The 26384-nt window shown below is 74.2% G+C and carries 28 protein-coding genes; 17 read left to right on the top strand and 11 right to left on the bottom strand.

Translation table 11 applies throughout. From position 1 onward, the window contains the following. The first annotated feature begins 211 nt into the window (after positions 1-211). The 4 genes from VE614_RS30955 to VE614_RS30940 all read left to right on the top strand — a co-directional run bounded on the left by VE614_RS30955 (position 212) and on the right by VE614_RS30940 (position 3723). Complete coding sequence (locus VE614_RS30955) at positions 212-1636, top strand: MFS transporter (protein WP_324944690.1); 1425 nt, start codon at positions 212-214, stop codon at positions 1634-1636. A 62-nt stretch (positions 1637-1698) separates the two neighbouring features. Then, positions 1699-2196: a DUF2771 domain-containing protein gene (locus tag VE614_RS30950; protein ID WP_324944687.1), complete on the top strand. Its 498-nt coding sequence runs from the start codon at positions 1699-1701 to the stop codon at positions 2194-2196. Positions 2197-2222: 26 nt separating this feature from the next. Then, on the top strand, positions 2223-2879 hold the full coding sequence (locus tag VE614_RS30945; RefSeq protein WP_324944684.1) for a futalosine hydrolase: 657 nt from the start codon (positions 2223-2225) through the stop codon (positions 2877-2879). Then, positions 2869-3723 (top strand): 1,4-dihydroxy-6-naphthoate synthase, encoded by an 855-nt coding sequence (locus tag VE614_RS30940; RefSeq protein WP_324944937.1) that lies wholly within the window; start codon positions 2869-2871, stop codon positions 3721-3723. Before VE614_RS30945 ends, VE614_RS30940 begins: the two co-directional genes overlap by 11 nt. Before the next feature lie 13 nt (positions 3724-3736). Here the strand turns inward: VE614_RS30940 and VE614_RS30935 are convergent, their stop codons facing one another. Continuing rightward, positions 3737-4120, bottom strand: a complete 384-nt coding sequence (locus VE614_RS30935; RefSeq protein WP_324944681.1) for a cold-shock protein — start codon at positions 4118-4120, stop codon at positions 3737-3739. Between the two features lie 165 nt (positions 4121-4285). Between VE614_RS30935 and VE614_RS30930 the strand changes: the two genes are divergently transcribed. Further along, positions 4286-4549: a hypothetical protein gene (locus VE614_RS30930; protein ID WP_324944678.1), complete on the top strand. Its 264-nt coding sequence runs from the start codon at positions 4286-4288 to the stop codon at positions 4547-4549. Here the strand turns inward: VE614_RS30930 and VE614_RS30925 are convergent. Together VE614_RS30925 and VE614_RS30920 are read right to left on the bottom strand one after the other, a co-directional pair. After that, complete coding sequence (locus VE614_RS30925) at positions 4513-5172, bottom strand: HAD family hydrolase (RefSeq protein ID WP_414719674.1); 660 nt, start codon at positions 5170-5172, stop codon at positions 4513-4515. The two genes, VE614_RS30930 and VE614_RS30925, sit on opposite strands and share 37 nt — an antisense overlap. Before the next feature lie 59 nt (positions 5173-5231). Beyond that, positions 5232-6251, bottom strand: coding sequence for a hypothetical protein (locus VE614_RS30920; RefSeq protein ID WP_324944672.1), 1020 nt, complete (start codon positions 6249-6251; stop codon positions 5232-5234). A gap of 173 nt (positions 6252-6424) precedes the next feature. On the opposite strand from VE614_RS30920, the gene VE614_RS30915 reads away from it, so the two are divergent. The 3 genes from VE614_RS30915 to VE614_RS30905 all read left to right on the top strand — a co-directional run bounded on the left by VE614_RS30915 (position 6425) and on the right by VE614_RS30905 (position 9666). Then, positions 6425-9004, top strand: a complete 2580-nt coding sequence (locus VE614_RS30915; RefSeq protein WP_324944670.1) for a helicase-associated domain-containing protein — start codon at positions 6425-6427, stop codon at positions 9002-9004. Positions 9005-9210: 206 nt separating this feature from the next. Further along, on the top strand, positions 9211-9339 hold the full coding sequence (locus VE614_RS30910) for a hypothetical protein (protein WP_324944667.1): 129 nt from the start codon (positions 9211-9213) through the stop codon (positions 9337-9339). 96 nt (positions 9340-9435) lie between these two features. After that, entirely contained in the window at positions 9436-9666 is a 231-nt protein-coding gene (locus VE614_RS30905) for a hypothetical protein (protein WP_324944665.1), read from the top strand. Here VE614_RS30905 and istB read toward each other — a convergent pair. Next, the gene (istB, locus tag VE614_RS30900; protein ID WP_324944931.1) at positions 9635-10876 is read right to left on the bottom strand and encodes an IS21-like element helper ATPase IstB; all 1242 of its coding nucleotides are present in this window, start codon (positions 10874-10876) and stop codon (positions 9635-9637) included. The two genes, VE614_RS30905 and istB, sit on opposite strands and share 32 nt — an antisense overlap. A gap of 164 nt (positions 10877-11040) precedes the next feature. Between istB and VE614_RS30895 the strand changes: the two genes are divergently transcribed. Further along, the gene (locus tag VE614_RS30895; protein WP_324944662.1) at positions 11041-12684 is read left to right on the top strand and encodes a DNA repair helicase XPB; all 1644 of its coding nucleotides are present in this window, start codon (positions 11041-11043) and stop codon (positions 12682-12684) included. Here VE614_RS30895 and VE614_RS30890 read toward each other — a convergent pair. Both VE614_RS30890 and VE614_RS30885 read right to left on the bottom strand, forming a co-directional pair. Then, a complete protein-coding gene (locus VE614_RS30890) occupies positions 12636-13685 on the bottom strand; it encodes a glycosyltransferase 87 family protein (RefSeq protein ID WP_414719678.1) in 1050 nt (349 codons plus the stop codon). The two genes, VE614_RS30895 and VE614_RS30890, sit on opposite strands and share 49 nt — an antisense overlap. 110 nt (positions 13686-13795) lie before the next feature. Beyond that, positions 13796-13984 carry a hypothetical protein gene (locus VE614_RS30885; protein ID WP_324944656.1) on the bottom strand — a complete coding sequence of 63 codons (189 nt, stop codon included), beginning with the start codon at positions 13982-13984 and terminating at the stop codon, positions 13796-13798. Positions 13985-14457: 473 nt separating this feature from the next. Here VE614_RS30885 and VE614_RS30880 point away from each other — a divergent pair, with 473 nt between their 5' ends. Next, positions 14458-16422: a HelD family protein gene (locus tag VE614_RS30880; RefSeq protein WP_324944929.1), complete on the top strand. Its 1965-nt coding sequence runs from the start codon at positions 14458-14460 to the stop codon at positions 16420-16422. Between the two features lie 74 nt (positions 16423-16496). On the opposite strand, the gene VE614_RS30875 is transcribed toward VE614_RS30880, so the two are convergent. Continuing rightward, complete coding sequence (locus VE614_RS30875) at positions 16497-17189, bottom strand: copper homeostasis protein CutC (RefSeq protein WP_324944653.1); 693 nt, start codon at positions 17187-17189, stop codon at positions 16497-16499. An 86-nt stretch (positions 17190-17275) separates the two neighbouring features. Next, the gene (locus VE614_RS30870; RefSeq protein WP_324944650.1) at positions 17276-17953 is read right to left on the bottom strand and encodes a maleylpyruvate isomerase family mycothiol-dependent enzyme; all 678 of its coding nucleotides are present in this window, start codon (positions 17951-17953) and stop codon (positions 17276-17278) included. Positions 17954-18001: 48 nt separating this feature from the next. Between VE614_RS30870 and VE614_RS30865 the strand changes: the two genes are divergently transcribed. Both VE614_RS30865 and VE614_RS30860 read left to right on the top strand, forming a co-directional pair. Then, positions 18002-18646, top strand: coding sequence for a hypothetical protein (locus tag VE614_RS30865; RefSeq protein ID WP_324944647.1), 645 nt, complete (start codon positions 18002-18004; stop codon positions 18644-18646). 28 nt (positions 18647-18674) lie between these two features. After that, positions 18675-19760 carry a GNAT family N-acetyltransferase gene (locus VE614_RS30860; RefSeq protein WP_324944645.1) on the top strand — a complete coding sequence of 362 codons (1086 nt, stop codon included), beginning with the start codon at positions 18675-18677 and terminating at the stop codon, positions 19758-19760. On the opposite strand, the gene VE614_RS30855 is transcribed toward VE614_RS30860, so the two are convergent. Both VE614_RS30855 and VE614_RS30850 read right to left on the bottom strand, forming a co-directional pair. Further along, positions 19742-20029, bottom strand: coding sequence for a DUF4031 domain-containing protein (locus tag VE614_RS30855; protein ID WP_324944642.1), 288 nt, complete (start codon positions 20027-20029; stop codon positions 19742-19744). The genes VE614_RS30860 and VE614_RS30855 overlap by 19 nt on opposite strands. Then, complete coding sequence (locus tag VE614_RS30850; RefSeq protein ID WP_324944639.1) at positions 20026-20409, bottom strand: hypothetical protein; 384 nt, start codon at positions 20407-20409, stop codon at positions 20026-20028. Before VE614_RS30850 ends, VE614_RS30855 begins: the two co-directional genes overlap by 4 nt. Positions 20410-20464: 55 nt before the next feature. Between VE614_RS30850 and VE614_RS30845 the strand changes: the two genes are divergently transcribed. The 5 genes from VE614_RS30845 to VE614_RS30825 all read left to right on the top strand — a co-directional run bounded on the left by VE614_RS30845 (position 20465) and on the right by VE614_RS30825 (position 24953). Continuing rightward, the gene (locus tag VE614_RS30845) at positions 20465-21370 is read left to right on the top strand and encodes a MurR/RpiR family transcriptional regulator (RefSeq protein ID WP_414719673.1); all 906 of its coding nucleotides are present in this window, start codon (positions 20465-20467) and stop codon (positions 21368-21370) included. A 34-nt stretch (positions 21371-21404) separates the two neighbouring features. Continuing rightward, positions 21405-22439 carry an N-acetylmuramic acid 6-phosphate etherase gene (gene murQ / locus VE614_RS30840; protein ID WP_324944634.1) on the top strand — a complete coding sequence of 345 codons (1035 nt, stop codon included), beginning with the start codon at positions 21405-21407 and terminating at the stop codon, positions 22437-22439. Between the two features lie 66 nt (positions 22440-22505). Beyond that, positions 22506-23876 carry a PTS transporter subunit EIIC gene (locus tag VE614_RS30835; protein ID WP_324944630.1) on the top strand — a complete coding sequence of 457 codons (1371 nt, stop codon included), beginning with the start codon at positions 22506-22508 and terminating at the stop codon, positions 23874-23876. 241 nt (positions 23877-24117) lie between these two features. Beyond that, on the top strand, positions 24118-24387 hold the full coding sequence (locus tag VE614_RS30830; RefSeq protein ID WP_324944627.1) for a type II toxin-antitoxin system Phd/YefM family antitoxin: 270 nt from the start codon (positions 24118-24120) through the stop codon (positions 24385-24387). Beyond that, positions 24384-24953 carry a hypothetical protein gene (locus VE614_RS30825; protein ID WP_324944624.1) on the top strand — a complete coding sequence of 190 codons (570 nt, stop codon included), beginning with the start codon at positions 24384-24386 and terminating at the stop codon, positions 24951-24953. Before VE614_RS30830 ends, VE614_RS30825 begins: the two co-directional genes overlap by 4 nt. Before the next feature lie 224 nt (positions 24954-25177). Here the strand turns inward: VE614_RS30825 and VE614_RS30820 are convergent, their stop codons facing one another. Then, the gene (locus VE614_RS30820; protein ID WP_324944621.1) at positions 25178-26311 is read right to left on the bottom strand and encodes an NADH:flavin oxidoreductase; all 1134 of its coding nucleotides are present in this window, start codon (positions 26309-26311) and stop codon (positions 25178-25180) included. Positions 26312-26384: the final 73 nt, after the last annotated feature.

Below are 26384 nucleotides of genomic sequence, written 5' to 3'. Positions count from 1 at the left end.
CGTGTCCTCACGCTCTCGGGCACACCTACGTCATCCATTCTGCGGGATGCCGGTGAGGCGCGCGGCCGAGAACGTTCGCCACGGCGCGCTACGCACGCTACCTGTTCCCGTGCACTTGGCCTACACCGCCGCCCGCCCCGACCCCGTCGAGTTCGTCGTGATCCGCGCCGTAACCCCGCTACTCCGGCCGTTCTCGGGGCACTATGACGGGGTGGCAGCCGCGAGGACGCCCGAGGGCCCGGCCGGGACCGGTGGGGCCAAAGGGAGCAGCCGAGGCAGCGGAGCGGACCGCAGGGGCGGACCGCTCCGCGCGGTCGGGCGTGCCCTGCACCTGCCGGTGACCGGGACCGCGCGCGGCATCAGGAAGGCGACGCACGCGCACGGCGCGGGCGAGTCGGGCCTGGGCAAGCTGATCGAGCTGCACGCGGTGAACGGCGCCGGGGATGTCATGATCACCGTGGCTCTCGCCTCCACCGTGTTCTTCTCCGTGCCGACCGACGAGGCGCGGGGGCGGGTCGCGCTGTACCTGGCGATCACGATGGCGCCCTTCACGCTGCTCGCGCCGGTGATCGGGCCGCTGCTCGACCGCGTCCCGCACGGCCGCCGGGCCGCCATGGCGTGCGCGATGCTCGCGCGGGCGCTGCTCGCCCTGGTGCTGTCGGGGGCGGTGATCTCCGGCAGCCTCCAGCTGTATCCGGCCGCGCTGGGGGTGCTGGTCGCGTCGAAGGCGTACGGGGTGGTGCGCAGTGCCGTCGTGCCACGGCTGCTGCCGCCGGGCTTCTCGCTGGTCAAGGCGAATTCCCGGGTGACCCTCGGCGGGCTGCTGGCCACGGGCGTGGCGGCCCCGGTCGGGGCGGGGTTGCAGGCCCTGGGTCCGCGCTGGCCGCTCTACGGCGCCTTCGTGCTCTTCGTCGCCGGGACGTTCCTGTCCTTCTCGCTGCCGCGGAAGGTCGACTCGGCCAAGGGCGAGGACACCGCGCTGCTCGCGGCGGACGCCGAGCATCTGCACGGCCCGCACCGCAAGCCGGTCAAGCGCCCGGGGCTGCGGACGGTCGGCATCGCGGTCACCCACGCCCTCGTGGTGAACGCCACCACCCGCTGGCTGGCCGGTTTCCTGATCTTCTTCCTGGCCTTCCTGCTGCGCGAGCACCCGCTGACCGGGCAGAGCGCCGCCGTGTCGCTGGGCATCGTGGCGGTGGCGGCGGGCATCGGGAACGCCTGCGGTACGGCGGTGGGGGCGGCGCTGAAGGCCCGCGCGCCGGAGATCATCGTCGTCACGGTGATCGCGGTGGACCTGGGCGTGGCGGTCACCGCGTCGGTCTTCTTCGGGGCGTTCCTGGTGGCCTGCCTGGCCGCGGTGGCCGGATTCTCGCAGGCCCTGGCCAAGCTGAGCCTGGACGCGCTGATCCAGCGGGACGTGCCGGAGCAGGTGCGCACCTCGGCGTTCGCCCGCTCGGAGACGCTGCTCCAGATGGCCTGGGTGCTGGGCGGAGCGGTCGGCATCGTGATGCCGCTGAACGGCGCCCTGGGCCTCGCGGTGGCCGCCGCGGTGCTGGCCGCGGGCTGGCTGACGACCGCGCGGGGGCTGCTCGGCTCGGCCCGGCAGGGCGGCCGGCCGCGCACGCGAGTGGCGTAACCCACGCCACGGCTCGTACCCCACCTGGGCGGGGTTCCCCGTGCGCCCGATAGCCTTCGGCCATGACCACGCTGCCCCGCGGCGAAGCCGCTACTCAACACAGTGTTGGGCGACGCCGCCGCGCCGTCGCCGTCGCCGGCGCCGTTTCCGCCGGACTGCTTGTCCTGTCGGCCTGCGACAAGCCGACGCCGGTCTCGACGATCACGGTCGGTTCGGACTCGGTCAACGCCGAGGCGACCTGCTACCAGGACGGCAAGGTCCTGAAGGCGCGGGCGCTGGCCCAGTGCCTCAAGGACACGGACATCAAGTCCATCACCGTCGATCCGGACGAGACCGTACGTTTCGGTGTCGACCCGGAGATCGCGGACGAGGGCTGGACGATCCTGATGAACGGTCAGCCGCTCACCGACGCCAGCAAGAAGACGTACCGGACCATTCCGGGCAGCGTGTTCTTCAACGCCCAGTACGGCGCCCAGGGCGACTCCACGCTCGTCTCCATCCGTGAGGGCGAGACCGAGGCCACCGGTCTGTGGAACTTCAAGCTGAAGAAGGACTCCTGACCACGTCCGCCGTACCCCGGGTCCTGGTGGCCACCGCGGTCCCCGCCGAGCGGGACGCGGTGGCCCGGACCCTCCCCGGAACCACCGGGCGGGTCGTCGCGGCCGGTGTGGGTCCCGCCCGCGCCGCCGCCTGTGTGGCGACCGCCCTCACCGAGGCCGCCCGCGACGGCCGCCCCTTCACCCTGGTGGTCTCCGCCGGGATCGGCGGCGGCTTCGCCCCCGGGGCGCCCGTCGGCTCGCTGGTGGTCGCCGACGAGATCACCGCGGCCGACCTCGGCGCCGAGACCCCCGACGGCTTCCTGCCGGTCACCGAGCTGGGCTTCGGCACGATCACCCACCGCTGCCCCGCGGCGCTCGTCCGGGACGTCGCGACGGCCACCGGGGCCCGCGCCGGCACGGTCCTGACCGTCTCCACGGTCACCGGCACCGCCGCCCGCGCCGCCGCGCTGCGCGCGCGCCACCCGCGGGCGCTCGCCGAGGCCATGGAGGGCTTCGGCGTCGCCGAGGCCGCCGCCGCGCACGGGGTGCCCGTGCTGGAGCTGCGGGCCGTCTCCAACCCGGTGGGCCCGCGCGACCGCGCCGCCTGGCGGATCGGCGAGGCGCTGGACGCGCTGGCGGACGGCTTCGGGAAGCTGGCACCCGTACTGGAAGGCTGGACCGCACATGACCGACATGACCGGTGAGAAGCTGCGGATCGCGTACTCCCCCTGCCCGAACGACACCTTCGTCTTCGACGCCCTGGCCCACGGCCGTGTCCCCGGCGTCCCCGCGCCGGACGTGACGTTCGCCGACATCGACCTCACCAACGGCATGGCCGAGCGCGGCGAGTTCGACGTGCTGAAGGTGTCGTACGCCGTTCTGCCGTACGTCCTCGACGAGTACGCCCTGCTGCCCTGCGGCGGCGCGCTGGGGCGGGGCTGCGGGCCGCTGGTGCTCACCCGGGAGGCGGGCACCGGGGCGGACCTGAGGGGCCGTACGGTCGCCGTGCCCAGCGAGAAGTCGACGGCGTACCTGCTGTTCCGGCTGTGGGCGGCGGACACCGTGCCCGGCGGGGTCGGGCGGATCGTGGTGATGCCGTTCCACGAGATCATGCCGGCCGTGCGGGACGGCAGGGTGGACGCCGGACTCGTCATCCACGAGGCCCGGTTCACCTACCGGAACTACGGACTGCACAAGCTCGCCGACATGGGCGAGCACTGGGAGAACACCACCGGGCTGCCGATCCCGCTGGGCGCGATCATCGCCAAGCGGTCGCTGGGCGCGGACACCCTGCGGCGGCTCGCCGACGCGATCCGGACGTCCGTACGGGCCGCGTGGGACGACCCCGAGGCCTCCCGGCCCTACGTCATGGAACACGCCCAGGAGATGGACCCGGCCGTCGCCGACCAGCACATCGGGCTGTACGTCAACGAGTTCACCGCCGACCTCGGCGAGGACGGCTACGCGGCGGTCCGCGGGCTGCTCACGCGCGCGGCGGCCGAGGGACTGCTGCCGCCCCTCGGCCCGGACGCGCTGGAATTCCCTTGACGGGTCTACAACGTCATACGTCGAGCTGGTCGGCGACCGCGCGGAGCAGTCCGGCGATCTTCTTGCCGGAGACCTTGTCCGGGTAACGGCCCTTCTCCAGCATCGGGGTGATGTTCTCCAGCAGGGTCGTCAAATCCTGGACGATCGAGGCCAGCTCGTCCGGCTTCTTGCGCTGCGCGGCGGCCACCGACGGGGTCGGTTCCAGCAGGGTCACCGAAAGGGCCTGGTCGCCGCGCTGACCGGCGACGACGCCGAATTCCACGCGCTGGCCCGGCTTGAGCGTCTCCACTCCGTTGGGGAGAACCGAGGAATGGACGAAGACGTCACCGCCGTCGTCACGGGAGAGAAAGCCGAAGCCCTTCTCGCTGTTGAACCACTTGACCTTGCCGGTAGGCACGTCTGTCCTCGTCCTCGTACTCGTCGGAAAACTGCTTCGGAAACGGCTCTTGATAGCACTAGAGCGGGTCGTCACTGACCCGCCGGTACCAAGGCTAATGGTCCCGGGGCCGCTGACAAGACGTCGCCCGGTTGTTCCCCTCGCGCTGGGAACTACCCTGGTGCGGTGCGAGACAAAACCCCATCGAATTCCGCCGCGCCCGGTGACCGGCTGGTCCGTACCGGAGCCGTCGTGTTCTTCCTCGGTGCCGTGGCCACCCTGGTCACGGTGGCCCCGTTGTTCCTCGGCACGACGCCGTTTCCGACGTACATGTTCGCACTGAGCATGCTCATGGGCGTCGGATTTTTGATCGCCGGCGCCGGAGTGCTGCGAGCCGTCGCCGCCGGGCGCCGTCAGGCGCGGGAGGCCTCCGGGGCGTCGGCCAGGTAACCGGCCAGCCACTCCGGGAACGCGGTCAGGCCGGCGAGCACCACGTCCGTACCGGCCGCGCGCAGCTCGTCCGCGCCGAACGGTCCGGTCGCCACCGTCACCGACAGGGCGCCGGCGGCCCGGGCCGCCCGGATGTCGCCCAGGTGGTCGCCGACGTAGACCCCCGCGCCGTGCTCGCGCAGCGCCACCGCCTTGGCCTCCGCCCACAGGTCGCCGACCACCGCGTCCGGCTCGATGCCGAGGTGCTCCAGGTGCAGCTTGGCGTTCGGCTCGTACTTCGCGGTGACGACCACCGCGCGCCCGCCGGACGCCCGGACCGCGGCGATCGCCTCGCGGGCGCCGGGGAGGGCGGGGGTGGGGGCGATGGCGTACCCCGGATACATCGACCGGTACAGATCGGCCATGGCCGGGACCTCCGCCTCCGGGAACCAGTTCGCCAGCTCCCGCGCCAGCGGCGGGCCCAGGCGGGTCACCGCGAGGTCGGCGTCGATGAACGTGCCCGTGCGCTCGGCGAGCGCCCGGTAGCAGGCGCGGATACCGGGGCGCGAATCGATCAGGGTCATGTCGAGGTCGAAGCCGACGGTGGGGGCGGGGCGCGCGGGGGTGTAGGCCATGCGGGTCATTGTGCCGGGTGGGTCCGGCCCGGAGACGGGGCGCGCGGCCCGGCGCGACGAGACACCCCCTAGCGCTGCTTCCGGGAGCGCCAGACCAGGAACGCCGCCGAGGCGAGAGCCGCTCCCCGCAGCACCCAGGGCCAGGTCTCACCGATCGCCGCGCCCATCCCGCCCTCGGGGATCGGGTCCCCCCAGCGGCCCTCCGTGCGGCCCCAGAGCCAGGTGAAGCCGCCCGCGACGGCCAGGGCGGGGAGGAACACGACCGCCCACTTGATCTCGGTCTGGGTGAGGCGGCGGGAGAGGTAGACGATGAGCCAGCCGAGGGCGAGGACCAGGAGGTGGCCCAGGGCCGCCCCGGCGACCAGGAGGGCGGCGGCGAGGAGCAGCAGCGGGTTGTTCCACGTGCCGGCGGACGGCAGGAAGCGGCGCCGGGGAGCCCGCTCCTCCTCCGCTTCCTCGTCGTCGGACTCGATCGGCACCGGCCGCTTCCCGGGCGCTTCCTCGTCCGTCGGCGGCGGCTTCAGCAGCTCGGGGATCTCCACCCCGCCGACGAAGCCCGGCACCGCCTCCCCCGCGCCGAACGGGGTGCCGTCCACCCGCCACCAGTCCGGCTGGGCCGTGCCGTCCCCGAGTTCGTACAGGCTCGCGAGGTGGGGCGGGGAAGGGGCGTCCCCGACCGGACGCTCCGGTTCGGCGGGGCGGGGGCGGGGGACGACCCGGCGCAGGCTCCTGGGCAGACCTCGCGGTGGCTTGCCCGGACTCTCCGCGGACTTCTTCGCGCGGCGCTCCCGGACCGCGGCCTTCTCCTCCCGCTGGACCGGCACCGCGGCCCGTGGCGGCTCCGGAGCGGTCCGCGCCCCGCGGTCGCCCGCCGCCGTCACCACGTCGTCGGGGCTGCCCAGCCGGTCGATGATCCGGCGGACCGCGGCGGGGCTGTCCACCGGTGCCTTCGCCCGCCGCCGGTCGATCTCGTCCCGCAACTGGCTGACCAGCCGCATCCGGTCGGCGGAGGGCAGCTGCCGCTGCTGCGCCACGTCGCCGACGCGGCTCAGATACTCGTAGACGACCTTGTCGCTCTCGATGCCCACGCTGTCCCCTCCGGGGCGGGTGTGCCGATTTCCGGTTTACGCCGGATTCCCCGGGTGACGACGTTAGCGCAGGGGCGGGCGCGCGACGGCCCGTCTGCTCGGGCATCGCCCGGCCGGCGCCGGGCCCCGCGCGTGCCTGGGGCGCTGACCCCGCACCCGCTACCGTTGACCGGATGAGCACCGAGGAGAAGCCCGCGGCCCCCCGGTCCCTCGCGGAAGCGCTCCGCGCCCGGGACGACGACTCCCTTGCCGCGCTCCTGCGCAGCCGTCCCGACCTCATCACGCCCGTGCCCACGGATCTGACCCAGCTGGCCACCCGGGCGGGCACCCGGGCCTCGGTGGTCCGCGCCCTGGAGCGGCTGGACCGGTTCACGCTCCAGACGGCGCAGGCGCTGGCCGTGGCCCCGGACCCGGTGCCGTACGCCCAGGTGCTCGGTCTGATGGCGGGCGACGGCGGTGATCCGGCCGTGGCGGCGGCGCTGCCCCGCGCCGTGCGCGTGCTGCGCGAGCAGGCGCTGGTATGGGGCGACGACGAGCGGCTGCGGCTGGTGCGCACCGCGCGCGAACTGCTCGCGCCGTCGCCGCAGCACCCGTCGCCGACGGGGCTCGGACCGACGGTGCAGGAGGCGACCGCCGGTATGTCGCCGGGCCGGATCCAGGAGATCGTGGCGGAGGCGGGGCTGCCGTCCACCCACGACTCGGTCTCCGCGGTGGCCTCGCTGACCGCGCTGTTCTCCGACCGCTCCCGGATGCGCGCGCTGCTCGCCGGCGCCCCGGAGGAGTCGCTCCACGTGCTGGAACGGCTGGTGTGGGGCCCGCCGTACGGCCAGGTCACCGCGGACCCGGCGCCCCGGCTGCGCTGGCTGCTGGACCGGGGGCTGCTGCTGCCGACCGCGCCCGGGACGGTCGTCCTGCCACGAGAGGTGGCTCTGCATCTGCGCGCCGGGCGCGCGCACCGGGCGCCCGAGCCGGTGCCGCCCGCCGTGAAGCCGGCCGCCACGCACCGTCCACAGGTTGTGGACGCGACGGCGGCCGGACAGGCGCTGACCGCGCTGGCCACCGTGGAGGAGCTGCTGAAGGAGTGGGACGGGGGCGGCCCGGCGGTGCTGCGGGCCGGCGGGCTGAGCGTGCGCGACCTGAAGCGCACCGCCGTCGCCCTCGACGTCTCCGAGCCGGTCGCCGCCTTCTGGGTGGAGCTGGCCTACGCCGCCGGACTGATCGCCTCCGACGGGGAGGCCGACGAGCGGTACGCCGCGACCCCGGCCTACGACGAGTGGCTGGAGCGGCCCGCCGCCGAACGCTGGGGCCGGCTCGCCGAGGCCTGGCTGGCCGCCACCCGCACGCCCGGTCTGGTCGGCGGGCGGGACGCCAAGGAGCGCGCCCTGTCCGCGCTCGGCCCCGGCCTCGACCGCTCGGCCGCGCCGGAGGTACGGCACCGGGTGCTCGGCCTGCTCGCCGCCCTGCCGGAAGGCGCGGCGCCCGATGCCGAGGCGGTGCTCGCCCGCCTGCGCTGGGAGCGGCCCTCGCGGGGCGGCCGGGACACCGAGGAGGATCTGCGGGCGCGGCTCGCGCGGTGGACGCTGGCGGAGGCCGAGCTGCTGGGTGTGACGGGGCGCGGGGCGCTGTCCGGGCACGGGCGGGCCCTGCTCGGGGCACCCGCACCCGCGCACGCGCCGGAGCACGCGCCCGCGCCCGAGCCGGAGGGCCCCGGCGACAAGCTCCCCGTGCACCACCACCGCCACCCCGCCCCCGCACCGCCCGAACCCCTCTCCCCCGCCGGACAGGCCGTGGCCACCGCCGCCGCCGTCCGGCTGCTCGCGCCGCTGCTGCCCGAGCCGCTGGACCACGTACTGCTCCAGGCCGACCTCACGGCCGTGGCACCCGGCCCGCTGCACCGGCCGCTGGCCGAGGCGCTGGGCGTGCTCGCCGACGTCGAGTCCAAGGGCGGGGCGACCGTCTACCGCTTCACCCCCGCCTCCGTACGCCGGGCCCTGGACGCCGGCCGCAGCGCCAGCGACCTGCACGCCTTCCTCGCCGAGCACTCCCGCACCCCGGTGCCGCAGCCGCTCGCCTACCTGATCGACGACGTGGCCCGCAGGCACGGCCATCTGCGGGTCGGCGCCGCCTCCGCGTACGTCCGCTGCGACGACGACGCGCTGCTCAACGAGATCCTGGCCGACAAACGCTCCGCGGGGCTGCGGCTGCGCCGGCTCGCGCCGACCGTGCTGGCCGCGCAGGCCGACCCCGCCGCCCTGCTGGAGGGGCTGCGCGCGATGGGCTTCGCCCCGGCCGCCGAGTCCGCCGAGGGCGACGTGCTGATCACCCGCGCGCACGCCCACCGCACCCCGCCGCGCACCGCGCCCGAACCGGTGCCGGAGGGCCCCCCGGTGCCCGACACGACACTCCTCACCGCCGCGCTCCGGGCGATCAAGGCGGGCGACCTGGCCGCCACCGCCCCGCGCAAGCCGGGCCCCGGCGAGGCCTCGGGCACCGATGCCCCGGCCCCGGGCGGTGAGCCGCCGCGCACCAGTTCCGCCGAGACCCTGGCCACCGTGCAGGCCGCCGTCCTCACCGGGCAGGCGCTGTGGATCGGCTATGTGAACGCGGAGGGCGCGGCGAGCCAGCGGGTGATCGCCCCGGTGCGGGTCGAGGGCGGCTTCGTGACGGCGTACGACCACACCGCGGACGAGGTCCGCACCTTCGCGCTGCACCGGATCACGGGTGTGGCGGAGCTGGCGGAGGACGAGGTCTGACCTCGGTGCCCGGCGACGGTCACCCGCGGGGGTGTACGCCCGGATTCATGCACGCCACGCCGGGTTTTTCCCACCCATGAGGGAGCTTTCCGGGCCTGTCGCATTCCGGCGGCGGGCGCCGGGCAGCCACCGGTTGTCCTGATCACGCATCGAGCCCGGGCCGCCCGGCGGGCGGCTCGGGTGGCACAGCCGAAAGGAAGTCCCCCATGCGCGCAGCCCGTCGAGTGGCCACCGTTCTCTCCGCCGCCGCCCTGATGTTCGGCGCCCTGACCACCCAGGCCGCGGCCATCGGCATCGACATCGCCGGGTTCGTCCTCGAGACGCCGCCGGTCTGATCCGCACCCCGGAACCGGGCCGGTCCCGTCCGCCCCTCCGGGACCGGCCCGCCGGACCATCCCCCTTCTCGCTCGCTCGAAAGGCCCTGACGTCCCATGTGCTCCGAACCCACCGCCCCCGCCCCCCGCGCCCGCTCCACCGCCGCCGCGCTCGCCGTCGCCGCGCTGATCTCGGCCGTCGCGCTGGTCGGCGCGCCGGCCCCGCAGGCGTCCGCAGCCGCGGCGCCGCTGCCGCTGCCGGCCGTCGGAGGGGAACCGCTGGTCACGGAGGGGGTGACCATCGAGGGACCGCTGATCAATACGATCGCTCTGCCCACGCTGAAGTAGCCGGGCGCTTGCGGTAGCTGTCCCCTTCGAGGCGTACGGTCTCCGCGTGGTGGGCGAGGCGGTCCACCATCGCCGGGACGGACGGGCCGTCGAAGACCTCGTGCCAGCGCTCCAGCGGGCGGTCGCTGGTCACGATCAGCGAGCCGCGCTCGTAGCGGTGGGCGACCAGCCGGAACAGCAGCCGCGCGGCGTCCGCGCCGAAGGGGACGTAGCCGACCTCGTCGACGATGAGGAGGGGAACGTCGTCGAGCCCGGTCAGCTCCTCCGCGAGCCGCCCGGCGGCCTCCGCCGCCGCCAGCCGGTCCGCCCACTCGGCGGCGGTCGCGAACAGCACCCGGTGCCCGGCCTGGCAGGCGCGCAGCCCGAGCCCGATGGCGAGGTGGGTCTTGCCGGTGCCGGGGGCGCCGGTGAACACCACGTTGCGACGGGCGGCGACGAAGTCCAGCTTGCCGAGCCGGGCCACCGCGTCCCGGTCGAAGACGCGCGGATACCCGGTGTCGAAGTCCTCCAGCTGCTTGCGGGCGGGGAAGGCGGCGTCCCGGATCCGGTCCTCGGCGTGCGGCTCCCGCACGGGCGGACCGGCCTGGGCGGGGATCGGGAGGGGAACGGTGGGGGCGGTGGCCGGTTCGCCGGCCACCGGGTCGGGGTCGGTGGCGGCGCCGGGGTGGGGGTGCTCCTTGGGGGGGTGCTCGGAGCGCGCCAGCATCGGCCCCGACATGTACGCGAGGATCGCGGCCGACACGATGAACGCCATGTGGATCACCGTGCCCCACAGCAGGTCGTGGCGTTCCGTGTGGTGCACGTCCACGAACATCTGGAGCAGATGGACCGACGAGATGCCGACGATGGCGGTGGCGAGCTTGACCTTCAGCACGTTCGGATTGACGTGCGAGAGCCATTCCGGCTGGTCGCGGTGGCCCTGGAGGCCGATACGGGAGACGAACGTCTCGTAGCCGCCGACGATCACCATGATCAGCAGGTTCGCGATCATCACCACGTCGACCAGCTTCAGCACCGCGAGCATCACATACGTCTCGTCGGCCCGGCCGCTCACGCACCGCACGACCAACGTCCAGAGTTCGTTGAAGAACTTGTAGACGTAGACGCCCTGCACGACGACCAGGCCGAAGTAGAGCGGAGCCTGGAGCCAGCGTGTGGCGAAAAGGGCGTATCCGAGCGTGGCGGTCGGCGGAGGCGGCGTACGCGTCATGGTCTGCACACTGCGCCATTCTTCGCATCGCCCCGCCGTACGGCCGAACGCCGCCACCCGCAGGGCTGAATAGACATCCTGTAGGAACAGTCGGCGGCAGCACCCGCCGTACCGCCGTGGATCAGGCACACTGGACGTTTGGCCGCGCGGAAGGGTGTACGTACGTGAACGGACCGCTGATCGTCCAGTCGGACAAGACTCTGCTGCTCGAGGTCGACCACGAGCGGGCCGACGACTGCCGTCGGGCCATCGCGCCGTTCGCGGAACTGGAGCGGGCGCCCGAGCACATCCACACCTACCGGGTGACGCCGCTCGGGCTGTGGAACGCGCGGGCGGCCGGGCACGACGCCGAGCAGGTGGTGGACGCGCTGGTCGAGTACAGCCGCTACCCGGTGCCGCACGCGCTGCTCGTCGACATCGCCGAGACCATGGACCGGTACGGGCGGCTGTCCCTGGTCAAGCACCCCGCGCACGGGCTGGTGCTGACCGCCACCGACCGGCCGGTGCTGGAGGAGGTGCTGCGCTCCAAGCGGATCGCCCCGCTGGTGGGCGAGCGGATCGACCCGGACACGGTCGTCGTGCACCCCTCGGAGCGCGGGCAGATCAAGCAGACGCTGCTCAAGCTGGGCTGGCCGGCCGAGGACCTCGCCGGGTACGTGGACGGCGAGGCTCACCCGATCGACCTGGCCGAGGACGGCTGGGCGCTGCGGCCGTACCAGCGGCAGGCCGTGGAGAACTTCTGGCACGGCGGGTCCGGTGTCGTCGTCCTGCCGTGCGGTGCCGGAAAGACGCTGGTCGGGGCCGGGGCGATGGCCCAGGCCCGGTCGACGACGCTGATCCTCGTCACCAACACCGTCTCCGCGCGGCAGTGGAAGCACGAGCTGGTGAAGCGGACCTCGCTGACCGAGGACGAGATCGGTGAGTACAGCGGGACGCGCAAGGAGATCCGGCCGGTCACCATCGCCACGTACCAGGTGCTCACGACCAGGCGGAAGGGCGTCTACCCGCACCTGGAGCTGTTCGACTCGCGGGACTGGGGCCTGATCGTCTACGACGAGGTGCATCTGCTGCCGGCGCCCGTCTTCAAGTTCACCGCCGACCTCCAGGCGCGGCGCCGGCTCGGGCTGACCGCGACGCTGGTGCGCGAGGACGGCCGCGAGTCCGACGTGTTCTCCCTCATCGGGCCCAAGCGGTTCGACGCGCCGTGGAAGGAGATCGAGGCGCAGGGGTACATCGCGCCCGCCGACTGCGTCGAGGTCCGGGTGAACCTCACCGACTCCGAGCGGCTGGCGTACGCGACGGCCGAGGCGGAGGAGAAGTACCGGTTCTGCGCCACCACCGCGACCAAGCGGAAGGTGACCGAGGCGATCGTGCGGCGCTTCGCCGGACAGCAGATCCTCGTGATCGGCCAGTACATCGACCAGCTCGACGAACTCGGCGAACACCTCGGTGCGCCCGTGATCAAGGGCGAGACCAGCAACGTCCAGCGCGAGAAGCTGTTCGACGCCTTCCGGCAGGGCGAGATCAGCGTCCTGGTGGTGTCCAAGGTCGCCAACTTCTCCATCGACCTGCCCGAGGCCACCGTCGCCATCCAGGTCTCCGGCACCTTCGGCTCCCGCCAGGAGGAGGCCCAGCGCCTCGGCCGCGTCCTGCGCCCCAAGGCGGACGGCCACCAGGCGCACTTCTACTCCGTCGTCGCCCGCGACACCATCGACCAGGACTTCGCCGCCCACCGCCAGCGCTTCCTCGCCGAACAGGGCTACGCGTACCGGATCATGGACGCGGACGAGCTGCTGACGGAGAGCTGAGGGCGCAGCAGCACCAGCACCGCCAGGCCCACCAGCGGATACGGCGAGGCCAGCGGCTGTTGCCACCACGGAAGGCGGAGGTCCAGGGAACCTTCGTGGGGAACCAGCCACAGGGTGCGGGCGGTGAAGACGAGGACGGTGGCCGCCGCCAGACGGGGGCGGCCGTCCGCCAGGAGCACCGCGATCAGCGGGACGCACCACACCCAGTGGTGGGACCAGCTGACCGGGGACACCAGGAGGGCGGTCAGCGCGGTGAGCGGGACGCCGTGGCGGTCGTCGTTCGCGCGGGCCGCCAGCCACAGGCCGCCCGCCGCCGTCAGGAGCGCCGGGAGCCACCACGCCGGGCCCGGCGCCGGGTCGCCCAGCAGCCGTGCCGCCAGGCCCTGCAGGGACTGGTTGTCGACGATCCACGGCTTTCCCACCCGGCCGGTCTCGTAGAGGCGGCGCAGCCAGAAGTCGGCGCTCGCGGCGGGCAGGAGCAGAGCGCCGAGCAGGACGGTTCCGGCGAGCGCCGCCGTCGCGGCCGCCGCCTCGCGCCGGCGGCCGGTGAGCAGCAGGTACGGGACGAAGAGGGCCGGAGTCAGTTTGATCCCGGCCGCGATCCCCACCGCCACGCCCTTGCCGCGGGCGCCGTCCGGCCGGGTCAGGTCCCACAGCACCAGGCAGGCCAGGGCGAGGTTGATCTGTCCGAACAGCAGGGTCTGGAAGACGGGCTCCAGCCAGAGCGCGAGGGCCGTCGCCGCGCACAGGGCGGGCAGGCGCGGGGGCAGGGCGGCCAGGCGGGCGGAGAGGTGCACCAGGCAGGCGAGCAGCAGGGTGTTGCCCACCAGGAAGACCGCTTTCAGGGCGGCCGGGGTGAGCCAGGCCGTGGGGGTGAAGAGAAGGGCCGCGAAGGGCGGGTAGGTAGCCGGGAGATGCCACTCGGTGACCGTGAAACCGTACAGATCACGGCCGTCGAGGACCGCCTCGCCCTCCGCCTGGTAGACCAGCGCGTCGGCCATGGGGATGCGCTGGACCACGCACAGCACGGCGAACGCCGTGAGGGAGAACGCGAGGAGGATCCAGGGAGTCGCGCTGCGCGCACGGCGGGTCACGCGGTGACCCTAGACCGTCACGGGCGGCGGACTCCCGCCTCCTCGCCGTACTCCCCGAGGATGATCACGTCGAAGGCGGCGCCCGCGAAGACCTTCACGGCGCGGAGCGCGTCACCGAGGCGGTGCCGGTGGCTGCCGGCGACGGCGGTCGCGCCGGCCGGGGGCCGGACGGGGGCCGGTGCGGGGTTGATGGCTGCTGCACTCATGTCTCCATGGTGGATTCCCGGACATAAGGGCCGCATCGGTCTCTGGTCGGCTTCGCCCCCTAGGGGGCCCGGGAGGGCCGTACACCGCGAGGAGGAAGCAGAGCGCGCCAGGGGCGCGGGAGGGGGCGCGTCAGCGGGTGCGGCGGGGGCGGAGGGACAGGTGCGGCGAGGGGGCGGAGGGGCGTGCGAAAAGCGTTGGCCGCCGTCTCCGTCGCTCCTCTAAAATCTCCGCTCTTGCCCGCCTCCGCCACGGAGCGCCGCCGTCCGGACGGAAACCGGTCGGCATCCCGCAGCCACCCGCCCACGCAGGTCCATCCGGAGGCACCCCCTTGTCCACCGCCGGCCCCGCCGACCCCGCGGCCCCCACAGCTCCCTCAGACCCGGCGTCAGCCCCCACCGCCCCGCCGGCCCACGCCGACCCGCTCTCCCGAGAGCGCGCCCATCTCGCCGCCTCCCGTGCGGCACTGCGCGCGATGCGCGAGGACGTCGAGTCGCTGGACCTGCGTGACGCCACCGCGAACTGGGTGGACGCCCAGATCCTGGCGCGTCAGATCGATGAGCGGATCAAGGCGCTCGCCGACTTCAGCGACACCCCGCTGTTCTTCGGCCGCCTGGACTATCTGCGCGCGCCCGGCGCCGACCGGGCCGAGGGCGCCGAGGGGGAACGCTTCTACATCGGGCGGCGGCATGTGCACGACGCCGACGGCGACCCGATGGTCGTCGACTGGCGCGCGCCGGTGTCCCAGCCGTTCTACCGGGCGTCGAAGAAGGACCCGATGGACATCGGGCTGCGCCGCCGCTTCGGATACACGGGCGGCGACCTGACCGCGTACGAGGACGAGCATCTGTCGGACCCGGCGGAGGCGGCGCGGGCCAGCAGGCTGCTCCAGCGGGAGATCGAGAGGCCGCGCGTCGGCCCGATGCGGGACATCGTCGCCACCATCCAGCCGGAGCAGGACGAGATCGTCCGCTCGGGGCTGGGCGGAACGGTGTGCGTGCAGGGCGGTCCGGGCACCGGGAAGACCGCCGTCGGCCTGCACCGGGTCGCCTATCTCCTCTACGCCCACCGCGAGCGGCTGGCCCGCACGGGCACGCTCGTCATCGGGCCCAACAGGTCCTTCCTGCACTACATCGAGCAAGTACTCCCGGCGCTCGGGGAACTGACGGTGCGTCAGTCCACCGTGGACGACCTGGTGGCGCACGTCGAGGTGCGCGGCACGGACGACGCGGCGGCCGCCGTCGTGAAGGGCGACGCGCGGATGGCCCAGGTGCTGCGCCGGGCCGTCTACTCCCACGTGACGATGCCCACCGAGCCGGTCGTGGTGGTGCGCGGCTCGCGGCGGTGGCGGGTCCCGGCGTACGAACTGGAGGAGATCGTCCGCGAGTTGTTCGACCGCGACATCCGTTACGGCGCCGCCGGCAAGGCCCTGCCGCAGCGGATCGCGCACGCGGTGCTGGTGCAGATGGAGCGCGCGGGCGAGGCGCCGGACGACCGGGTGCAGGACGCGGTCGCCCGCGACAGCGCGGTGAAGGCGGCGGTGAAGGCGATCTGGCCGGTGGTGGACCCGGCGAAGCTGGTGCTGCGGCTGCTGACGGACGCGGACTTCCTCGCCGCGCACGCGCAGGGGATCCTCTCCGCGGACGAGCAGAAGACGATCCTGTGGGCGAAGCCGGTCAGGAGCGTGAAGTCGGCCAAGTGGTCGGCGGCGGACGCGGTGCTGATCGACGAGGCGGCGGACCTCGTGGAGCGCACGCACTCGCTGGGGCACGTGGTGCTGGACGAGGCGCAGGATCTGTCACCGATGCAGTACCGGGCGGTGGGGCGCCGCTGCACCACCGGCAGCGCGACCGTGCTCGGCGATCTGGCGCAGGGCACCACGCCGTGGGCGACCCGTGGCTGGCGGGAGGCGCTGGCGCACCTGGGGAAGGCGGACGCGGTGATCGAGGAGCTGACGGCCGGTTTCCGCGTGCCGACGGACGTGATCGCCTACGCCTCCCGGCTGCTCCCGCACATCGCGCCGGGCCTCGCCCCCGTGGCCTCGGTCCGCGAGAATCCGGGTTACTTCGAGGTGCGCCCGGTCGACGGCACGCCGGACGTGGTCGCAGCCTGCGAGGAGTCGCTGCGGCGCGAGGGCTCGATCGGCCTGATCGCCGCGGACGCCCGCGTCCCGGCTCTCGCGAAGGCCCTGGCCGAGGCCGGGATCCCGTGCCTGGCCCCCGGCGAGGAGACCACCCGGGAGACCCGGCTGACCCTGGTCCCGGCGTCGCTCGCGAAGGGCCTGGAGTACGACTACGTGGTCCTGGACGAGCCCCAGGCGATCGTCGACGGCGAACCCGACGGACGCACCGGCCTGCGCCGCCTGTACGTCACCCTCACCCGGGCGGTCTCGGGCCTGATCGTGACCCACACGGCCCCGCTGCCGCATCAGCTCGGCTAGCCGAGCCCGACTCGGCCAGCCGGCGAACGGGGCCCGCCGGCCCCGCCGCTCGGCCTCGCTGCCCAGCGGACGGCTCAGCCCGCGTCCAGTGCCTTTCGCCACTCCGCGACCGCCGTCGGCGACACCGGGCCGTCCCAGCCCTGGGGGCGGGCCGCGCCGCCGATGTGGAAGGCGTCGAGGCCGGCGGCGAGGAGGTGGGGGAGGTGGTCGAGGCGGAGGCCGCCGCCGACCAGGATCCGCTGCTCGTAGCCGGGCTCCCCGCGCCGCGCCGCCTCGGCGAGGAGGGTGGGGAGTCCGTCGTCGACGCCGGCCGCCGAGCCCGCGGTGAGGTAGGTGTCCAGGCCGGGCAGGCCGTCGAGCTGCTTGCGCAGGGCCTCGCGGTCGGCGGCGTGGTCGATGGCGCGGTGGAAGGTCCACGGGCAGCCGTCGAGGGCGGCGGCGATCCGCTCCACGGCGGGCACGTCGACCTCGCCGTGCGGGTCGAGGAACCCGAGCACGAACTGGTCGGCCCCGGCGTCGCGCAGCTCGTGGGCGAGGCCGACGAGCCGGTCGAGGTCGCCCACGGCGAACCCGTCGGCGAGCCGCAGCATCACCCGCGCCGGGATGTCGACGGCGGCGCGGATCGCGGTGAAGGTGCCGGTCGGCGGGGTGAGCCCGTCGGCGGCGATGTCGGTGATCACTTCAAGGCGGTCCGCGCCGCCGGCCTGGGCGGCGATCGCGTCCTCGACGTCGAGGGCGATCACCTCCAGGACTGCACGCTTGCTCATGACACCCCATTCGTCGGCGTTCGTCAGCCGCGTTACGGCTCGACAGGTCTAGTCCAATCAAAGACTACGCCCGTACGGGGCGCCCCTCACCCGAAGATGCTGAGTTCGCCCGGCTCCACGCCCGCCAGCTCGTAGTCGTGCCCCGCCGTCGAACGGCCCGAGCAGAGCCGTACGAGGACCGGCGCGGTTCCGATGAACCGGGCCGGCGGCCGGTCGCCGCTCACCTCGCCGAGCAGCAGGGGCTCGTCCCGGTCGTCCAGGTCGGCGTGGAGCGGGACGTGGCCGCGCTCCCGGGTGAGCCGGGCCAGCAGGTCGAGGGCGTACGGCAGTCCGGCACCGGCGTACGCCCCGGGCTCGCCGAGCGCCTCCCGGACGTCACCCGCGTGCACCCACTCGCCCAGCGCGATCATGTCCAGCGCCCCGCCGGCCCCGGCGATCACCGGCCCGGCCTCGGTCATTCCGCGCTCCAGCTCGTCCACGATCCGCGCGTTCGTCCAGCCGGCCCGCTCGGCGATGTCCCGGTCGTTGGACTCGGCCGAGAACACGCCCGGCTCGAACCGGTTCTCCACCACCCGCGTCAGCGCGGCCGAACAGTGCGCCAGCACATCCCGTACCGTCCAGCCGGGGCAGGCGGTGGCCGGCCGCGCGAAGTCCTCGTCCGGCCGGCCGCGCAGCAGCGGGACCAGCGCGTCCCGTTCGACCGTCAGCAGCCGCCCGGGCAGCTCGGGGTCCCGTTCCTCGTGTACGTCCGTCATGGAAGTCATGGGGCCACGCTAGGTCGCCGGGCGCCCGCCGAGCGGGAGAATGCGTCCATGGTCGATCTCGACGAGCTGCGCGCCCGCTTCGCCCGTTCGCTTCAGCGGGCCCGGCACCCGGGTGACGGCCCCGACCCGTCGCCGTACGCCGACCGGCTGCTGGCCCGCTGGCAGGAGCCGCAGCGCCGGTATCACACGCTCACCCATCTCACGGCGGTGCTCGACCACGTCGACACGCTGGCGGAGTACGCGGACGACCCGGATCTGGTGCGGCTGGCGGCCTGGTTCCACGACGCCGTGTATCTGCCGGACCGGTCCGAGAACGAGGAGCGGTCGGCGCGGCTCGCCGAGCGGGCGCTGCCCGAGGCCGGGCTGAGCCAGGAGAGCACGGCCGAGGTGGCCCGGCTGGTGCGGCTCACCGCCGGGCACGCGCCCGCCGGCGACGACCGCAACGGGCACGTCCTGTGCGACGCCGACCTGGCGATCCTCGCCTCGCCGCCGTCCGGGTACGCCGCCTACACCGCCGCCGTGCGCGAGGAGTACGGCTTCGTCCCCGCCGACGCCTTCCGCGCGGGCCGCGCCGCCATCCTGCGCGAGCTGCTCGCCCTGCCCCGGCTGTTCCGCACCCCGTACGGGGCCGAGCGCTGGGAGGCGACCGCCCGCTACAACCTCACGGCCGAGCTGGAAATGCTGTCGTACTGAGCGCGGCCGCTCGCCTAGCCTGCCGAGCATGACTGACGTGTGCGGGCAGCGGGCGGCCGAGGCCGTCGAACGGGCGGTGGCGGACGCGGCGGGGCTGCTGCGGACGGCGGCGGAAGCGGACTGGGACGGCACCCGGGCGGGCGGCCTGGAGTGGAACTGCCGCCGGACGGCCGGGCACCTCGCGGGTGCGCTGATCGCGTACGCCGGGCAACTCGCGGGCCGGGGACGGCACATGGACGCGTACGCGCCGTTCGATCTCGTCATCGAGGACGGCACGGACCCGGCCGGTCTGATCGACGTGCTGGAGACCACCGGCACCCTGCTCACCGCGGCCGTGCGCACCACCCAGCCCCGGGCCCGCGCCTTCCACCCGTTCCCCTTCCGCAGCGCGAACCGCGAGGGCTTCGCCGCGATGGGCGTCACCGAGACGCTGCTGCACACGCATGACATCGCCGAGGGGCTGGGACTGGCGTACGAACCGCCCGCCGACCTCGCCGAGTTCGCACTCACGCGGATCTTCCCGCAGGTCCGGCCCGGGCCCGCCCCCTGGCCGACCCTGCTGTGGGCCACCGGGCGCGGCGGCCTGCCCGGCCGTGAGCCGGTCACCCACTGGCTGTGGAGCAACAACCTCGTCCTGCCCGCCGGGCGCCTGACCCTGGAGGGCGTCACCCCGGCCGCCGCGGCCGACCTCGCCGCCGGCGGCGACGGCGGGTTCGACTGGGTCGCGGGCGGGCCGTACGAGGGCACGCGGGAGGCCGCCGCGATGGCCCTGAAGTCGTACGAGACCGGGGTGCACCGGCCCGAGTTCGGACTCTTCGTGCTGGTGCGGCGGGAGGACGACCGCGCGGTCGGCGGCATGGGCTTCCACACCGCGCCGGACGAGGAGGGCCGCACCGAGATCGGCTACGACCTGGCCACCTCCGCGCGCGGCCGCGGCTACGCCACCGAGGCACTGCGCGCGCTCTCCGGGTGGGCGCTGGCCAGGACGGACGTACAGTCGCTGTTCGCCACCGTCGAGCGGGCGAACGTACCGTCCCAGCGGGTCGTGGCACGGGCCGGTTTCCGGCAGGTGGAGGCGGACGGCGAGCTGTTCGCCTACGAGCTGCGGGTGTGACCTGCCCGGGAGTGGCGCTTGCGGCGGCGCAGGCCGGCGCCGTGCAGCAGGCGCACCACCTGGCGGCTGGTGACCTCCACCGCGCCGGCCCGCACCGCGTCGGCGTAGCGGTGCGCCGGGATGTCGTAGTGGTCGCGCTCGAAGGCGCGGCGGGGCACGCCCAGCGCGGCGGCGAAGGTGTGGAGTTCGTCGTACGAGACATCGCTGACCAGGTGGGACCACAGACGGCCGTGGCCAGGCCAGGCCGGCGGGTCGATGTATACGGTCACGACGAGGAGGTCCCGCCGAGGGCCGACCCCAGCGAGCCGATCGACGCGACCTTCACACCCGCCTTGTGGCACACCCAGTGCGGGTCGGGCCCCAGCTCCGGCTCGACGTCCAGCGCGTGCGGGTCGCCCGAGCGGCACACCGGGCACAGCGGCCAGCGGCCGTAGCGGTCGAGCAGCGCGTCCTGCACGTCCTGGGCGACCAGCCCGGCCACGAAGTCCGCGCCGTCCGGCCACTGCTCCACCCACCAGCGCCGCTGCGCGACGGAGTCCTCGACCAGTGAGACGACGTCCGCCTCGGCGACCTCGCCCGCGACGAGATCGGCCAGCACGAGGGCACGCGCCGCGTGCAGTGCCTGCTCCATGGGGCTGATGGGGTCCATGCCCCCATTGTGCGCACTCTTGACCGGGACTCGGAGCCGAAAATATCTTTCAGGGGTGCCCAGGGATGTGAAGGAAACTTTCGGCGGGCCACCGCCCGCACCCGGCGCGCTCGCCGCCAAAGTGCGCGCCCTCGCCCCCTCCATGACCCGCTCCATGCAGCGCGTCGCCGAGGCCGTCGCCGGCGACCCGGCCGGCTGCGCCGCGCTCACGGTCACCGGACTCGCCGAACTCACCGGCACCAGCGAGGCCACCGTCGTCCGCACCGCCCGCCTGCTCGGCTACCCCGGCTACCGTGATCTGCGCCTCGCCCTGGCCGGACTCGCCGCCCAGCAGCAGTCCGGCCGCGCGCCCGCCATCACCACCGACATCGCGGTCGACGACCCGATCGCCGACGTGGTGGCGAAGCTGGCCTACGACGAGCAGCAGACCCTCGCCGACACCGCCGCCGCCCTGGACACCACCCAGCTGGGCGCCGCCGTCACCGCGCTCGCCGCCGCCCGCCGCGTCGACGTGTACGGCGTGGGCGCGTCCGGGCTCGTCGCCCAGGACCTCACCCAGAAGCTGCTGCGCATCGGGCTGATAGCCCACGCGCACAGCGATCCGCACCTCGCCGTGACCAACGCGGTCCAGCTGCGCCCGGGCGACGTCGCGCTCGCCATCACCCACTCCGGGTCGACCGGCGACGTCATCGAGCCCCTGCGGGTCGCCTTCGAACGCGGGGCGACCACCGTCGCGATCACCGGACGGCCGGACTCCCCCGTGACGCAGTACGCCGACCACGTGCTGACCACGTCCATCGCCCGGGAGACCGAACTGCGCCCGGCGGCGATGTCGTCCCGGACCAGCCAGCTCCTGGTCGTGGACTGCCTGTTCGTGGGGGTGGCGCAGCGGACGTACGAGACGGCGGCACCGGCGCTGTCGGCGTCGTACGAAGCGCTGGCGCACCGGCACCGCAGATGACACCGCACTGTCCGTAAGGGAAGAGCCGCACGCCATGACCTCCACCCCCCGCACCTCCGACACCCCCCGCACCCTCCACACCCCCGACAGGTCCGACGCCTCCAACACCTCCGACACCTCCGACGCCTTCAACACCTCCAATGCCTCCGACACCCATGACCTGCGAAGCCAGCTCGACAGCCTGACCACCGAGGCCTTCCGTCCCGAACTCGCCGAGATCGACCGGCTGTCCACGCTGGAGATCGCCACGCTGATGAACGGGGAGGACGCGGGCGTGCCCGGCGCGGTCGCGCGGCAGCTGCCGGGGATCGCCGCCGCGATCGACGCCGTCGCGGCCCGGATGAGCCGGGGCGGCCGGCTGGTATACGCCGGTGCCGGAACCGCCGGCCGGCTCGGCGTCCTGGACGCCTCCGAGTGCCCGCCCACCTTCAACACCGACCCCGCCCAGGTCGTCGGCCTGATCGCGGGCGGCCCGCCGGCCATGGTGACCTCGGTGGAGGGCGCGGAGGACTCCGCGGACCTGGCCCGCGCCGACCTCGACGCGCTCGCCCTGACGCCCGAGGACACGGTGGTCGGCGTCTCCGCCTCCGGCCGCACCCCGTACGCGATCGCCGCGGTGGAACACGCCCGGCGGCTCGGCGCCCTCACCATCGGCCTCGCCTGCAACCCGGACAGCGCGCTGTCCGCCGCCGCGGAGCACGGCATCGAGATCGTCGTCGGACCGGAACTGATCACCGGCTCCACCCGCCTGAAGGCGGGCACGGCGCAGAAGCTCGTCCTCAACATGCTGTCGACGATCACGATGATCCGGCTGGGCAAGACCTACGGAAACCTCATGGTCGACGTCCGCGCCACCAACGACAAGCTCCGCGCCCGCTCCCGCCGCATCGTCGCCCTCGCCACCGGAGCGGCCGACGAGGAGATCGAACGCGCCCTCGCCGACTCCGGCGGAGAGGTCAAGGACGCCATCCTGAGCATCCTGGCCGATGTCGACGGCAGGACGGCGGCCCGCCTGCTCGCGGAGAACCGGGGCCGGCTGCGCGCGGCGCTGACCGCGGCCCGGGACTGACCGCGCGCCGCCGCCGACGGCGCGTCGGGCCACCGGTGAGGTGACCGCGCGCCGCATGGTTGCTCCATGACCGACCAAGCCCCCCACGCGCTGGCCGCCGGCATCCTCCCCCTCGTCGGCGGCCCCGGGAACGTCACCTCCGTCGCCCACTGCATGACCCGGCTGCGCCTGGGCCTCGCCGACCGGTCCCGGGTCGACGAGACGGCCCTGCGCGCCCTGCCCGGCGTCCTCGGCGTGGTGGACGACGACACCTACCAGATCGTGCTGGGCCCGGGCACGGTCGCGCGGGTCGCCCCGCGGTTCGAGGCCCTGCTCGCACCCGGCCCGGCCGCCGAACTCGCGGCGCGCGGCGCCCGGCTGCGGCAGGACCGGCGCGAGCGGAACGCGACGCCCCTCAAACTGGCCCTGCGCCGGGTCGCCAACGTGTTCGTCCCGCTGATCCCGGCCCTGATCGGCTGCGGCGTACTGGCGGGTGTGAACGGACTCCTGCTGAACGCCGGATGGCTCCCCGGAGTGACCCCGGCCCTCGCCGCGATCGGCTCGGCGTTCATGTCGCTGATCGCGGTGTTCGTCGGCCACAACACGGCGAAGGAGTTCGGCGGCACTCCGGTCCTGGGCGGGGCCGTGGCGGCGATCGTCGTGTTCCCGGGGGTGGCGCAGGTGACGGCGTTCGGCGTGCCGCTGGCTCCCGGCCAGGGCGGCGTCCTGGGCGCGCTCGCGGCGGCGCTGCTCGCCACGGCCGTCGAGAAGTGGTGCCGCAGCCGGGTCCCGCCGACGCTGGACGTCCTCCTCACCCCGACGGTGACGGTCCTGGTCGCGGGACTGGCCACGCTGTACGGCCTGATGTACGCGGCCGGCGCGGTCTCCTCGGCGATCGGCACCGCCGCGAACTGGCTCCTCACCACCACGGGCGCCCTCGCCGGACTCGTCCTCGGCGGTCTCTTCCTCCCCCTCGTCATGCTGGGCCTGCACCAGGCCCTGATCCCCATCCACGCCACCCTCATCGACGAGCGGGGCAGCACCGTCCTCCTCCCCGTCCTGGCGATGGCGGGCGCGGGCCAGGTGGGCGCGGCGGCCGCGGTCTACGTCCGCCTCCGCCACGACGAGTCGATCCGTACGACGATCAGGTCCGCGCTCCCCGCCGGGCTGCTGGGCGTCGGCGAACCCCTGATCTACGGCGTCTCCCTCCCCCTCGGCCGCCCCTTCCTCACCGCCTGCGTGGGCGGCGCGGCGGGCGGCGCCTTCCTCGGCGCCTTCGCGATGCTCGGCGACACGGTCGGCGCCACGGCGATCGGTCCGTCCGGCTGGGCCCTGTTCCCCCTGCTCGCGGGCGACCGGGGCCTCGCCGCGACGGCGGCGATCTACGCGGGCGGCCTGCTGACCGGCTACGCGGCGGGGTTCGTCGCGACATACGCGTTCGGATTCAGAAGGGCCTGAGCTGGTGGCCACCCGCTCTGCCCGGAGTGCGCGTCCTGTGGTCCGCCGGGCAGCCCGGAGGCCCTGCCGGGCGGCCAGTGCGGCGCGTGCCGGGCGAACGCGCCCCCGACCGCTCCAGTGCGCCGCTGCCCGCCCCGACCGTGCGCGCCCGCGCGGCGGAGATCCGCGCCGCGATGTCCCGACGCCGGGAGGCACCCGTATGAGCACGCGGTACACACACGCAGGTCTGTACAGTCCTCGCATGGACGCGTATCCGCTCGTGGAAGCCCGCAACCAGCTCGGTCAACTGGTCGGCAGGGTCCGGCACGGCCAGGAGCACATCCTGATCACGGAATACGGCAAGCCCGCCGCCGCGCTCATCCCGACAAGCGAGCTGGAGCAGCTTCGGCGGCTCCGCGACGAGGCTGGCATCGCCGAAGCACGAGCCCGAGAGGCAACCCCGGGCGGCCCGTCGATGTCCCACGACGACTTCATGGCCCTGGAGGAGGAAGACCGGCGGGAGGCCCTGTGAACCACGCCCAGCTCACCGCCCTGGGCCGTGCCCTCCGTCTGCTCGGCGAGCACGGGGAGGCGCTGACCGCCGACACCCCGGACGCCAGGCTGCACGAGGTGAAGGCGGACCTGCGGCGGGCTCTGGACCTGCTGGAGGAGAGCGTCACCACGGCCGCGCCCAGCACCCGCTGCGCCGAGCACCCCAACGGGCCCGTGGACGAGGCCGCCCCCGATCTGTGCCTGCTGTGCGAGACCCGGCGGCGGGCGGCCCGCCGCGCCGGGTTCAACGGCCCCGGCCCGGCCCAGCAGCCCACCCCGACCGCGCCCTCCCGCTACGGGACGCGCGGTGACCGGCCGCAGCCCCAGCAGCGGTGGCTGCCGGAGGCGTGGAACGGGCAGGAGTGGCAGCTGTGCGGGACGCCGCGCCGGGACCGCCGGGAGGCAGAGCTGTACCTGACCGCCCAGCGGCGCGGGTCGCGGCCCGCGATGGCGTACCGGCTCGTGCACGAGTTCACCGACTACGAGGTGCTGCGCGTGTGGGGCACCCCGGTCCGGGTCGACATCGAGCCCATGGGCAACCTGTAGTCGCCCACGCCCCGGCCCCGGTCATCTCCGGTTCGCCCGTCGCGGAGTCCTGCGGGGCGCCCGCCGCACGCCGCCGGGGGACCCACGCCGCCACCGCGCACGGCCGGCAGCGCCGCGCCCGCGCCGACCGCCAGGACCGTACGGAAACGGAAGGAAAAACGGGGTGATGGACGGCCGGGACCCCACCCGGGCCCTCGGCCGTCGTGCCGTCGCCGGTACGCGCGTCAGCTCAGCGTCCGCACCGCCGCCGCGTCGTACGGCGCCAGCTCCTCGAACCGGCCCGCCAGCACCTTCTCGGCCCACAGCGGGTCCTGGAGCAGCGCCCGGCCCACCGCGACCAGGTCGAACTCGTCGCGCTCCAGCCGGTCCAGCAGGTTGTCGAGGCTGCCGACCGTGGCGCCCTGGCCCTGGAAGGAGCGGAGGAAGTCGCCGCCGTCGAGACCGACCGAGCCGACCGTGATCGCGGACTTGCCGGTGAGCTTCCTGGTCCAGCCGGCCAGGTTGAGGTCGGACCCCTCGAACTCCGGCAGCCAGTAACGGCGGGTGGAGGCGTGGAAGGCGTCCACACCGGCCGCGGCGAGCGGGGTGAGGATGGCCTCCAGCTCCTGGGGCGTCTCGGCGAGCCGGGCGTCGTACGCCTCCTGCTTCCACTGCGAGTAGCGGAAGATGACCGGGAAGTCCGGGGAGACGGCCTCGCGGACCGCCGCGACGATCTCCGCCGCGAACCTGGCGCGGGCCACCGGGTCGCCGCCGTAGGCGTCGGTACGGCGGTTGGTGCCCGCCCACAGGAACTGGTCGACGAGGTAGCCGTGGGCGCCGTGGATCTCCACGCCGTCGAAGCCGATGCGCTCGGCGTCGGCGGCGGCCTGCGCGAACGCGGCGATCACGTCGTCGATGTCCCGCTGGGTCATCGCCGTGCCGGTGGGCTCGTCGGCGCCGATCCGCAGTCCGGACGGGCCGACGGCGGGGGCGTCGGGGAACGGCGGCCGCCCCGGCTCGCGGACCATGCCGATGTGCCACAGCTGCGGCACGATCGTCCCGCCCGCCGCGTGCACCTCCTCGGCGACCTTCGCCCACCCGGCCAGCTGCTCCTCGCCGTGGAAGCGCGGCACCCGGTCGCTCTCGCCGGCCGAGGCGTGACCGACGTAGGTGCCCTCGGTGACGATCAGGCCGACACCGGCGGCGGCGCGGCGCGCGTAGTACGACGCCACATCCGCGCCGGGGACGCCGCCCGGGGAGAACTGGCGGGTCATCGGCGCCATCGCGATCCGGTTGGGGACGGTCAGACCGTTGATCGAGACGGGACGGGCGAGGATCTGCGCGGCACGGGCGGCCGGAGTGTCGGCGGTGACGGTCACCAGGGGGCTCCTTGGGGTACCAAGCGGTATGTGCGTGTGCAAGGATCCCCAACCGGGGAGCCGGCCCCCTGAT

Origin of the sequence: Streptomyces sp. (assembly GCF_035645055.1) — a bacterium.
GTDB lineage: Bacteria > Actinomycetota > Actinomycetes > Streptomycetales > Streptomycetaceae > Streptomyces.
This window is presented reverse-complemented; position numbering and strand designations above follow the sequence as displayed.